Here is an 11,897-nt window from a genome sequence, read left to right as displayed (position 1 = left end):
ATGCACCAAAAAAAACCAAAAGGCAACGCAACACACGCAGCAGCTGGCATTTATCCTTATCTTTCAATGGTATTAGTGATTTAACTTATTGCACTATATTGCAGCGCGTTAATTAGCACAAACTAATATACGCAACCAACAATTTCGCAAGGCATTCCACAGACTTACATTCAACTTAAACCATTAATTTCACTGTGTTTTCCATCACAACACCCTGTTGACAAGGCAAATGTAGTCTGCGAAATTAGCGCTACGAAACGTAACAGCAGCGAATTCAAACAGGATCTGCGGCAAGGATTACGTTAGACGACTGGTATTAATCAAATCAACCGCCAGCGTCGAAGTAGCAACTTTAAGTGGATACAGCGGTTAAGCGAAGAATTACACACCACCCCAACCACAACAAGTGACTACTAAGTTGTTAGTGAATTGAAATCAACGTAAACCAATATCGGTTGCGATGAAATTCTTACTAAAATAATGGATGAGAGGAAACACCAAATGAACTTCCGTTTAGCCGCAATCCCAGCAGCAATCGCTTTTGTATCAGTTAGCTCTTTTGCTGCTCAAGCATGGAACAGCACAACTGCATACGTCGGCGGCGATGTAGTGACTTACTCTGGTAAAGACTACAAAGCAAAGTGGTGGACACAAAATAATATTCCAGGCACCGAACAATGGGGTCCGTGGGAACTTCAATCTGGCAGCGCAACAGCAACGCCAGTTGCACCAACAGCAACACCAGTCGTTGCAACCCCAACACCAGTAACAACAGCCCCCCCTGCAGGCAGCTGTGTTAACCCATGGAATTCCGCAACCGCCTACAACGGTGGCGCGATTGTGTCTTACCAAGGCCGTAACTACAAAGCAGGCTGGTGGACACAAGGCAATGAGCCATCGACTAACACAGGCTCTGGCAAACCTTGGACAGATATCGGTGCTTGCGACGGCTCAACAGTAACTGCAACGCCAAAACCAACTGCATCTCCAACTCCAGTTGTGACTGCATCTCCAACTCCAGTTGTGACCTCATCTCCAACTCCAGTTGTGACTGCTTCTCCAACTCCAGCTGTGACTGCTTCTCCAACTCCAGTTGTGACTGCATCTCCAACTCCAGTTGTGACCGCATCTCCAACTCCAGTAACTAGCACACCACCAAGCACTGGCGCCAAACAAGTTGGCACTTACTTCGCGGAATGGTCAATCTACGGCCGTAAGTTCTACCTGAAAGACATGCAAACCAGCGGCCAAGCTAAAAACTTGACGTTCTTGAACTACTCATTCGGTAACGTTTACAACAAGGGCGGCAAATATGTTTGTGACGCTTCTGTAAATAAACAAGAATCGGGCAATCAAGATGGCGGCGATGCATGGGCTGTTTACCAAAAAGGCTTCAGCGCTGGCGAATCAGTCGATGGTGTAGCTGATGCATACGGTTGGGAAAAATGGGATGATCCTCGCCAAGGCAAAGAAGGCCCACTCAAAGGCAATATGAATCAGTTGAAAAAACTGAAAGCCAAAAATCCGAACTTGAAAGCGCTAATTTCATTGGGTGGCTGGACTTGGTCTAAGTGGTTCTCTGCGGCATCTGCAACACCAGAATTGCGTCAAGCTTTGGTTGCATCTTGTATCGACGTGTGGATCAAAGGCAATATGCCATTTGACTCAGGCTCAAATGCAGGTGGCCCAGGCACTGCAGCAGGCATCTTTGATGGTATCGACATCGACTGGGAATACCCAGGCGTTCAAGGTATTGGCACTAACACAGTTTCTCCTGCCGACAAGCAAAACAACAATCTATTGATGGCAGAGTTCCGCAAACAATTGGATGAGTTGAGCAAAACAACTGGCAAAAAATACTTGTTAACTGTGGCAATCGGTGCTGGCGATGAGAAAATCGCTGCAACTGAACCAGCCGAATACAGCAAGTACCTCGACTGGATCAACATCATGTCGTACGACTACAACGGCGCATGGGATGCACAAGGTCCAACCGACTTCCATTCAGCTTTGTACCCAGATCCAGCTAGCCCACGCTACAAAGATCCAAAAACTGGCAAAATCAACAGCTACAATACTGATACTGCCGTTAAAGACTTGCTAGCACGTGGCGTACCTGCTGCTAAATTGCACATGGGCGTACCATTCTACGGCCGCGGCTGGACTGGTGTAACCAATGCAAATAATGGTCTGTACCAAGCAGCCACTAAAGCAGCAACTGGTACCTACGAAGCGGGTTACGAAGACTACAAAGTATTGAAAAATGCTCCAGGTACTGAGTACATCCACCCAGTAACACAACAAACTTACCGCTTTGATGGCACAACATTCTGGTCTTACGACACTTCTCGTGATATCAAGTTGAAAGCTGACTACGCTAAGAAAATGGGCATGGGCGGTATCTTCAGCTGGCAAGCAGACAGCGATACGTCGACTGGCGAACTTGTTGAAGCAATGACTCACATTAACAAATAATTTGTAATAGCATCTCAAACCCCATCGTTTACGATGGGGTTTTTTTATGAACAGCACTAAATAATTTACACGAAACCAACAAAAACACATCAAGATTCAAAACCACTAAAATCCGTCGCAAGGCAAGTAAATACAAGCTTTTAGCGCGCGCACAAAGTAAGAAAAAGGCTTGCTCAAGCCGCTTTTAGGCATTAGCATGTCAGCTTAATGGGTTGTTGTATCACCCCATCTCGCACTACAAAATTTCAACCGAGATTGAAGATGAAAACGCCAATTTCTACCCGCAAGCACCGTGGCTTTACGCTGCTCGAATTGTTAGTTGTACTCCTCATCATTGCCCTCTTGGCGGGCTATGTTGGGCCTAAATTATTTGGCGAAGTCGGCAAAGCAAAAACCAAAACTGCGGCGAGCCAAATGAAATCGATTGCTGGCGCACTGGATCAATACCGCCTTGATACCGGCCGCTATCCAAGCAATGAATTGGGACTAAATGCTTTGACCAAAAAACCACCAGAAGAAAGCAAGTGGTCTGGTCCTTACTTAATGAAAGATGTACCCAACGATCCTTGGGACAAACCATACATTTATCGTATTCCGGGCGAAAATGGCCATGACTACGACTTACTAAGCTACGGCTTAGATGGCAAACCCGGTGGTAGCGGTGAAGACACCGATATCAACTTTTGGTAAGCAATAAATCTAATGCGTTACCAAGTTAAAGCTCTTAGTGCAGGTTCTCTGCGCGAACTAGAACTCGATGCTGCCAACGTCGATGACCTACGCGCACGCCTGCTAGAACAGGGCCTACAGCTTGTCAGCTTTAAAGCTGAACGCAAGTTCAGCCTTTCATTGGGCAAGAGTGAATTTCAAGTCTCACTGTTTACTCAAGAGCTGATTGCACTACTCGAAGCGGGCCTAACCCTCGTTGAGGCCATGGAAACGCTGAAAGAAAAAAGCGGCCACGACGAAAACCGCACGGTTCTCACCACGATGATCGAGGGTTTGTACCAAGGATTGCCTTTATCCAAAGTGCTGTCGCAAATGCCAAATTTGTTTCCGCCACTGTATATTGCCAGCGTAGGCTCGGCAGAAAAAACAGGTCATTTGGCTGATGCACTCAAACGCTACCATCACTACGAAACCCGCCTCACCGCCGTAAAAAAGAAAGTTATTTCGTCTTTGGTATATCCAATGGTGGTGATTGGGATTGGTGGCAGCATCATGCTGTTCTTACTGTTTTATGTGATTCCGAAATTTAGCCAAATCTATGCTTCGATGAAAAACCTCCCTTTTGCCGCACAAGTGATGCTGTGGTGGGGCGATTTAGTACATCAACATGGGCAAGTAATTTTTGCCGTAATGATTGCGAGCATTATCAGCATCATCATGGCATTCCGAACCCAAGCAGTACAATCGATGCTGCTAGAGTTGTTTTGGAAATTACCTCGACTCGAAGAATATCGTCGACTTTTCTCATTAACGCGCTTTTATCGTACCGTTGGTCTTTTACTCTCTGGTGGCTTGAATTTAGTCGCCGCACTAGAACTGGCAGCCCAACTCTTGCCCGTCACAATGCGCCTTGCGCTGTCGCAGGCGATTGTGGACATAAAATCAGGACAACAGCTTTCTAATACATTGCCGAAATATAATCTCACCACCCCCGTTTCAGAGCGTCTGCTGCGCGTCGGAGAGCAAAGTGGCGAACTCGCCACGATGATTGAACGCGCGGCACAGTTTTGCGATGAAGAACTTGACCGAGCGATTGAAATGTTTACCCGCCTGTTTGAGCCGATTTTAATGTTATTGATCGGGATTTTAATTGGCGGCATCGTCTTTTTGCTTTACATGCCGATTTTTGAGTTGGCCGGGAATATGCAATGATTACGCTCGACCTCATTCAGCATTTGCGCGCAACAGGCGGCAATCAACCGCTTTCTGTCTTATTACAGCAATCACTCGGCCTCAATGATGACGAGTATAGGCTTGAAGTCAGCGGCTACCTTGGTCTACCAGCCATTACCCGCCAAGAATTAAATGCACTTAAACCTCGCTACGACCTACTCGCCTTTGGCGATGCGGTTGCACACCAATGTTTATTGGCTGAAGTACCACAGCATGGCTATGTATTGATCTTGTCAGATCCATTTAGCCCCGTAGTTCGCAACTGGGCGCAGCAACGGATCACCGTGGCGTTCCGAGTCGCCTTTGCGCTATTTGACGATTTAAAACAGTATTTCGACGAATACGAAACATCGCATCGCGCGATGGAGCAAATGGCTGTTGGGGAAAACCAAGAGGTCAGCAAAGACGGCGTCACCGAAATTTCACTGACTACCTTGGCGCAAGATGCCAAGCCCGTCGTTAAATTAGTGAATTCGACACTTTACGATGCACTCAAAGCCAAAGCGTCTGATATCCACATGGAAACAACGCCGCAAGGGATGACGATCAAATATCGTATCGATGGTGTTTTACTGCATGCGGGTGGCGCCAATGGTGCAGAAATGGCCGAGCAAATTGTTTCGCGGATTAAAGTTTTAGCTGAGCTCGATATTTCCGAACATCGCGTTCCACAAGACGGACGTTTCAAAGCCAAAGTCAACAATCGCGATGTCGATTTTCGCGTCTCCATCATGCCATCCATCCATGGCGAAGATGCCGTATTGCGGATTTTGGATAAGCAAGGCGGCGGCGATGCGTTTAAATCGCTGCGCCTAGAAACACTCGGCCACGAAGAACAAACGATGGCGGCGATTCGCTCGCTATCGCACGAACCCTACGGCCTACTCTTGGTGACTGGTCCAACGGGCTCGGGCAAATCGACGACGCTGTATGCAACGTTATCCGAAATTAATAACGGTGAAGAAAAAATTATCACCATTGAAGATCCGGTCGAGTACCAACTGCCCGGCGTATTGCAAATTCCAGTCAATGATAAAAAAGGCCTGACCTTTGCTCGTGGTTTGCGCTCAATCTTGCGCCATGACCCCGATAAAATTCTGGTCGGTGAGATTCGCGACGGTGAAACCGCCAATATCGCAGTGCAAGCAGCCTTAACCGGTCACTTGGTGCTAACTTCAGTCCACGCGAACAACGCTTTCTCGGTGATTGATCGCTTTATTCATATGGGTGTAGAGCCAAATAGTTTTGTTGATGCACTGATTGGTGTAGTCGCACAGCGACTCATCCGAAAAGTCTGCCCACATTGCGTCGGCGACGACACGCCAAGCGTCGATTTATTGGCTGCTTCGGGTCTGACACGCACGCAAGTGAGTAAATGGACTTTCCGCAAAGGTGCTGGCTGCCCTGCCTGTCGTAACACCGGCTATTTAGGCCGTAAAGCCATCGCTGAAGTATTGCGCCTTGATGATGACCTCAAACAAGCCATCGCTAAACACGCGCCTGCTGTAGAGCTCAAAAAAATTGCGCTGAACAACGGCTTTATCTCGATGCGACAAATCGCCCTTAACGCCGTAGCTCGCGGTGAAACAACATTACAGGAAATCAACCGTGTCACCTTTGTTGATTAATCACTGTGCGTGGTTTGGCAAGCAGCGTATCCGCCTCTCGAGTGTGAACTTTGGCGGCGAAGTGCTGAGCCGCCGTCGTGCCTCGGTCGATCCATCGCCCGATGTGTTGGTGCCGCGCCTACAAGATATGTTCAATCAAGTACCGCGTGGTCGTCTAGGGCAAGATCGCGTTGACTTGGTGTTTGGCTCGCCATGGGTACGCTATGTATGTTTGCCTTGGCAAACCAGCCTTGGCAAAGATAGCGATTGGGAAAACTACGCGCGACTTTTGCTAGCCCAGCAATATGGCGTGAATACTGATTCTTGGCGCATTCGTATTTCGGATGGTCAATACGGACAGCCGCGTATCGCCGCCGCGTTTGAAGAAGGTTTATATCAAACCTTCGCCGAACTGTGCCGCGCGAGCAAACTCAAGCTCGGCAAAGTTGAGCCACTGTTCACGACAGCAGTCAACCAGCATCGCAAAACAATGAAAGATGCTGAGCACGCCTTGGTTATCCTAGAAATGGGCCACGCGATTGTGGGGTTTTATCGTGAAAAAGCCTGGCAAGGCTTGGTCACGCTGCCCGTGCAACTGGATTCAGAAGAACAAACACTGTCGCTTGCCGCCTTAGTGCGCGAAGCTGCAGTCTTAAGTGGCCAGTTTTTACCTGAGCATATCTACTTAACGTCATCTGATGTCACGCTCAGAAGCGTTAAATCCGCAGATTTTGATTTTGAATGGCTGGGCCCAGTGCACCCGCAATTTCTGGCGGTGGATAATCACGAATGAAAACACTGCAATTAGATTTCAATAAACAAAGCGCAGTCACGCCATGGCTAGGACTTGCACTCACCGTACTCGGCATTATTGCTGTTCTGTGGGTGATGACACAAATTGATGTGGCAAAAGAGCAGAAAAATCAAATTGAACTCCGTGAAGATGAAATCAGTCTGCGCCTAAAGCAACGCGAAACCAAAGCCACCGTCGAGCGAAATGCCTCGCCGGTTTCAGCCAAGGTTGAAAAAATTCGTCGTGATCAAATGCTCAGTAACGACATTGCTTTTGAGCTGTTAGAACGCGTGTGGGAGCAACAAATCGCCTTTACTCGTTTAGAAATTGCAACGGTTGAGCGTGACATCAAAATGGATTTAGAAGCCAAAACACTCAACGATGTTTTATTGCTAGTCGACCGGCTACAGTCTCAAGATGAGGTCAAACAAGTTTCATTAGCTAGAAATAGTGTAAAGATTGGTGATCCACAATTACCTGCGGTTGCCGCGATGGAAATTTTTTGGCACGCGCCGGCATCTGCGACGGCCAAACAAGCACCTGAAGCAATCGAGCAGCAGGCCAGCGAGGCCACTTCTGTGGCTGCCAGTGCTGTAATGGCGAGCAAACCCCTGTCACGCCCCAAATCACAGGGAGCGAGCAAATGAGTAAAGAACAAATCTTTTGGTATCTGCGACTGATTCCTAAATACTCAGGCATCTTGGGTATTGCCGGCTTAGCCTTACTTGGCTTTGCTTTGATGCTCTATACCCAAGACCTCAAGCCGTATATCTATGATTTAAATGAACGCGAGATTGCGCTTGAACGCAAATTTCAACAATTACGCACCCCCGTCGTTGCCAAATCGACGACTGAAGCATTACCAAAGCTAAATCGAAGCGATACGTTTACTTTCTTTTTACGGCGCTTAAACGACCTTGCCGCAAATAATAAAGTGATCATTACCCAAATTGACTACAAGAGCCAGCCCGAGGCTGATGGCAAATTAATGCGTTACAGCATGCAATTCCCTGCGAATGCGACTTATCTTCAGTTGCGTCGATTTTTGCTTGAGCTACAAGCTTCACCGGGGGTCCGAGTAGAAAGTTTAAATCTACAAAGACAACAAATCTCAGATGATAGGCTGGCGATTCAAGTTCAGCTCTCGTATTTGACGGAGGCACACTGATGCTTTCTCGTCCCCTACAAATCGTACTGGGCCTTACTTTAGCAGTCACGGCTTACCTTTATTGGCAAGAAAGCAATAGCAGCGCAGAGCCAGAGCTGGAAAGCAAAGCGCGTCCGATGCAAAAAGCAATTCAAAAAGTAGCGAGTGAAGCCACGAAAGCTTCCAGTATCGCTGCCGATCAATCGTCAGCAGCAAGCGGCGCCAACACAGCAAGTGCCGCCTCAGTGGTATTAGGTATTGGGATTGCAGATTTATTCCCTAAGCAATCTTGGCTGCCAACTCCGCCGCCGCCGACGAAACCACCGCCACCGACGCCAACGCCGGTGCCTGTGGCCCCACCTTTACCTTTCCAAGTTACCGCAACATGGAAAGAGAAAAACACGCTATACGTGGTCGTTGAAGGGCAAGGCCAATCAATTGTCCTGTGCACGAAATGCGATACCTTGGGCCGAATTCAACCTGGAGAAACCTTATTGGGCAGCTATCGCCTCGATAAGCTCACGCCAGATATGTTGACGTTTACTTATTTACCACTCAATCAGCAGCAAACGCTGCCGACAGGAGGAACGCCGTGAAACGAGCGTTAATGACCTCAATGCTATCGATGGCCTTTTTGGCCGGTTGTGCTAGTGATATCGCACAATACAAAGCTGAATCGTTCCAAGAAGAAGGCAACCCGGAAGCAGCACTGAAAACGCTGCAAGCTCAATTGGCCAAAACGCCCAATGACTTACAGTTGCGCGTCAACTTTCAGTCCAGCTTGCTTCAGTTTTTATCTCGCCTGCAAAATGAAGGTGATCAAGCACGGGCTCGTGGTGACACTGCACTGGCAATGAGTCGCTACCAGCAGATTCTCAGCTGGGAATCGAATAATATGCGTGCCCTTGAGGGCGTTCGTCTGGTTGAAGTTGGTATTCGTCATTCATCGATGATGAAATATGCGATGGAAATCAAAGACACACGACCTGATGAAGCGCTGACGATTAGCAGCCAAATTTTGGCAGAAAACCCTCGTAATAATGAGGCTAGAATTTTACGGAATGACCTAGAAAGCCGTAAATCTCGTGAAGCTAGCTTGCGACCCGCACTCGCACAAGCACTCAAAAGCCCGATCTCCTTGCAGTTCCGCGATCAAAGCATGATGAGTGTTTTTGACATCATTTCGCGCATCGGTAATGTGAACTTCATTTTTGATAAAGATGTACCTCCGAACCTAAAAACAACAATCTACGCACGCGATACCACGGTGCAAGACGTCATTAACTTGATTCTGGCAACCAATCAGCTGGATAAAAAAATTCTGAATGACAATACCATTCTAATTTATCCAAAACGCCCCGATAAAGACCGTGATTACAAAGACATGGTGATGCGGACATTCTATCTATCGAATGCCGACCCCAAACAAGTACTGTCGATGATCAAGCAAATGGTCAAAACGCGTGATGTCTATATTGACGAACGCCTTAGCATGTTGGTGATGCGCGATACACCCGAAGCGATTGCGGTGGCAGAACGCTTGATCGCGGCACAAGACATTCCGCAATCCGAAGTGTTAATGGATGTGGAAATACTTGAGGTCAGTAATAACGACGTTCTCGATATGGGTATCAAATATCCAGGCTCAGTGTCGGCTACGGTTTATGGCAATACGATTGGCGCAGCACCACCGACGATTACCAAAAATCCAGATGGCACAACCGTGACCACCTCACCATCGGCATTAACGCCAGGCTCGGTCACCTTAGATCAGCTAAAAAATATCAACAGCAGTGACATTTTGGTCAATCTAGGCGTGCCAACAGTGACCGCCAACTTTAACCAAAGCAGAGGGAAAACGAATATTTTAGCGAACCCCAAAATTCGCGTAAAAAATCGTGATAAGGCAAAAATCCTCATCGGTGAACGTGTTCCTGTTGTGACTACGACAGTATCAAACGGCACAAGCACTGAAAACGTCAATTACCAAGACGTTGGCTTGACACTGAACGTTGAGCCCGTGCTCACCGTTGATAACGAAATCAGCGTCAAAGTGACGTTAGAAGTCTCTAACATCACTAAAACGATTCCAACCAAGGGCGGCTTATTGGTCTACCAAATTGGTACTCGCCGCGCGGAAACGAATATGACCGCGCGTGATGGTGAAACGCAAGTATTAGCTGGTTTATTATCACGTAGTGAAGTGGATGCAGGCTCTGGCTTACCATTCCTCAGCTCAGTACCTGGATTTGACCGCATCTTTGGTACGAAAAGCTCTACCAAGGAAAAAACCGAGCTTATTTTGCTAATCACGCCACGAGTGGTTCGTTCATTGCCACTACCATCGACCCACATCACCAACTTTGATAGCGGTACCGAAGGCGCGATGAGTACGGATCCATTACGTTTGCGCAATTCATCGGCAGTGATTATTAATAATCAAGGCGGACAACCAGCGCCGTATATTCCGCCGCCAGAACCACAGCAACCTGCACCACAGCAACCTGCACCACAGCAGCCTGCGCCGCAATCGGAGCAACAACCCTCAGCGCAGCAACCTCAGCAGCCTGAGCAACCTGCTGCGACACCAGCACCACGAAGTGGGGGAATGGGACGTCGCTAAAATGAAGCATAATCGCGGATTTACGCTCATTGAGCTCATGGTGACCTTAACCATTCTTGCCGTACTTGCGACAGTGGCCCTGCCCTTGTCGCAAGTGGCGGCGACTCGGAATCGAGAAGATGAATTACGCCGCGCTTTATGGCAAATCCGCAGTGGGATTGATCAATACAAAGCGGCAGTCGACGCCAATCGGGTGAATAAATCACTCGATGAATCCGGCTATCCGCCCACGCTGGAAACGCTGGTTGAAGGCGCTAAAGATTTAAAAGACCCGGCCGGAAAAAAAATCTACTTCCTACGCCGTCTACCCCGTGATCCATTTTGTGATTGCCCCAGCAAAACCAATGCACAGACCTGGGGTTTACGGAGTTACGCCAGCCCAGCAGATACCCCAGCAGAGGGTCGCGACGTGTATGATGTTTACTCTACCTCTGGGCAAACCGGCCTGAATGGAGTTCCGTATCGTGAATGGTAAGCAGCATCGGGGTTTTACCCTGATTGAACTTTTAGTTGTATTGGCCATTATGGCTAGTTTATTAACATTGGTTGTGCCACGTTATTTCCAGCAAACCGATCGTGCACAAGAAACAGTGCTCAAGCATAATCTCGTCGCAGTACGTGACGGCATTGATAAATTTTTTGCCGATACTGGTCGCTATCCAAGCAACTTAGATGAGCTCGTTAGTAAAAAATATTTGCGTGAATTACCGCTAGATCCGATTACAGGTAAGAGAGACTCATGGATTATTGTTGCCCCAGAAACGGGCAGTGGCGTTTATGATCTGAAAAGTGGCGCAGAAGGAACTAGCAACGATGGCACGCCGTATAGCAGCTGGTAACTCTCACTACTCACAGCAAAGCGGCTTTGCTTATGTGTGGGCACTGATGCTAGTGCTCATCATGGGCATTTACCTAGCGCAAGTTGGCGAAGCTTGGCATAACCGTATTCAGCGCAATAAAGAAGCCGAATTAATGCGGATGGGCGATGAAATCCGACGTGCCATCAAGCAATACAGCGAACAACAATCGGCAGGCGGCACACAATACCCAAAGCGCATTGAAGATTTAGTCCAAGACCCGCGCGTACCCTTCCCTCGCCACTACCTGCGCAAAGCTTACAAAGACCCGATGACTGGCGAAGATTGGCTTTACATTGGCGGCCCTGGCGGCGGCTTTATGGGTGTGCAAAGTAAATCCAATGCCAAGCCGCTCAAAACCGACAATTTCCCCGACGAATACGCTAGCTTTAAAGATGCTAAGTCTTATCAAGACTGGCGCTTTGCGCATTGGCCAAATCAAGGCGGCGGACGAACTCGCTAAGGTGTATTTGATTGCAGCCAATATTTAACA

12 protein-coding genes are annotated in these 11,897 nt (G+C 48.0%); all 12 read left to right on the top strand.

The features are described 5' to 3' along the window. The first annotated feature begins 501 nt into the window (after positions 1 to 501). The 12 genes from K4H28_RS01740 (at position 502) to K4H28_RS01685 (ending at position 11,867) form a co-directional block, all read left to right on the top strand. Positions 502 to 2,475 (top strand): glycosyl hydrolase family 18 protein, encoded by a 1,974-nt coding sequence (locus K4H28_RS01740; RefSeq protein WP_308443466.1) that lies wholly within the window; start codon positions 502 to 504, stop codon positions 2,473 to 2,475. A gap of 261 nt (positions 2,476 to 2,736) precedes the next feature. Next, the gene (gene gspG, locus K4H28_RS01735; protein ID WP_221006549.1) at positions 2,737 to 3,165 is read left to right on the top strand and encodes a type II secretion system major pseudopilin GspG; all 429 of its coding nucleotides are present in this window, start codon (positions 2,737 to 2,739) and stop codon (positions 3,163 to 3,165) included. A 12-nt stretch (positions 3,166 to 3,177) separates the two neighbouring features. Continuing rightward, positions 3,178 to 4,356: a type II secretion system F family protein gene (locus K4H28_RS01730; RefSeq protein WP_221006548.1), complete on the top strand. Its 1,179-nt coding sequence runs from the start codon at positions 3,178 to 3,180 to the stop codon at positions 4,354 to 4,356. Further along, on the top strand, positions 4,353 to 6,005 hold the full coding sequence (locus K4H28_RS01725) for a GspE/PulE family protein (RefSeq protein ID WP_221006547.1): 1,653 nt from the start codon (positions 4,353 to 4,355) through the stop codon (positions 6,003 to 6,005). Before K4H28_RS01730 ends, K4H28_RS01725 begins: the two co-directional genes overlap by 4 nt. After that, positions 5,986 to 6,777: a hypothetical protein gene (locus K4H28_RS01720; protein WP_221006546.1), complete on the top strand. Its 792-nt coding sequence runs from the start codon at positions 5,986 to 5,988 to the stop codon at positions 6,775 to 6,777. Before K4H28_RS01725 ends, K4H28_RS01720 begins: the two co-directional genes overlap by 20 nt. Further along, positions 6,774 to 7,424 carry a hypothetical protein gene (locus K4H28_RS01715; RefSeq protein WP_221006545.1) on the top strand — a complete coding sequence of 217 codons (651 nt, stop codon included), beginning with the start codon at positions 6,774 to 6,776 and terminating at the stop codon, positions 7,422 to 7,424. The genes K4H28_RS01720 and K4H28_RS01715 overlap by 4 nt, the downstream gene beginning before the upstream one ends. After that, positions 7,421 to 7,945 carry a hypothetical protein gene (locus K4H28_RS01710; RefSeq protein WP_221006544.1) on the top strand — a complete coding sequence of 175 codons (525 nt, stop codon included), beginning with the start codon at positions 7,421 to 7,423 and terminating at the stop codon, positions 7,943 to 7,945. Before K4H28_RS01715 ends, K4H28_RS01710 begins: the two co-directional genes overlap by 4 nt. Continuing rightward, complete coding sequence (locus K4H28_RS01705; protein WP_221006543.1) at positions 7,945 to 8,520, top strand: hypothetical protein; 576 nt, start codon at positions 7,945 to 7,947, stop codon at positions 8,518 to 8,520. Before K4H28_RS01710 ends, K4H28_RS01705 begins: the two co-directional genes overlap by 1 nt. Then, positions 8,517 to 10,547 carry a secretin GspD/PilQ domain-containing protein gene (locus tag K4H28_RS01700; protein WP_221006542.1) on the top strand — a complete coding sequence of 677 codons (2,031 nt, stop codon included), beginning with the start codon at positions 8,517 to 8,519 and terminating at the stop codon, positions 10,545 to 10,547. The genes K4H28_RS01705 and K4H28_RS01700 overlap by 4 nt, the downstream gene beginning before the upstream one ends. Position 10,548: 1 nt before the next feature. Further along, positions 10,549 to 11,022 (top strand): type II secretion system protein, encoded by a 474-nt coding sequence (locus K4H28_RS01695; RefSeq protein ID WP_221006541.1) that lies wholly within the window; start codon positions 10,549 to 10,551, stop codon positions 11,020 to 11,022. After that, positions 11,012 to 11,386 carry a type II secretion system protein gene (locus tag K4H28_RS01690; RefSeq protein WP_255573585.1) on the top strand — a complete coding sequence of 125 codons (375 nt, stop codon included), beginning with the start codon at positions 11,012 to 11,014 and terminating at the stop codon, positions 11,384 to 11,386. Before K4H28_RS01695 ends, K4H28_RS01690 begins: the two co-directional genes overlap by 11 nt. Beyond that, on the top strand, positions 11,361 to 11,867 hold the full coding sequence (locus K4H28_RS01685) for a type II secretion system protein (protein WP_221006539.1): 507 nt from the start codon (positions 11,361 to 11,363) through the stop codon (positions 11,865 to 11,867). The genes K4H28_RS01690 and K4H28_RS01685 overlap by 26 nt, the downstream gene beginning before the upstream one ends. The last annotated feature ends 30 nt before the right edge of the window (positions 11,868 to 11,897 follow it).

It is taken from the genome of Deefgea tanakiae, assembly GCF_019665765.1.
Lineage (GTDB): Bacteria > Pseudomonadota > Gammaproteobacteria > Burkholderiales > Chitinibacteraceae > Deefgea > Deefgea tanakiae.
This window is presented reverse-complemented; position numbering and strand designations above follow the sequence as displayed.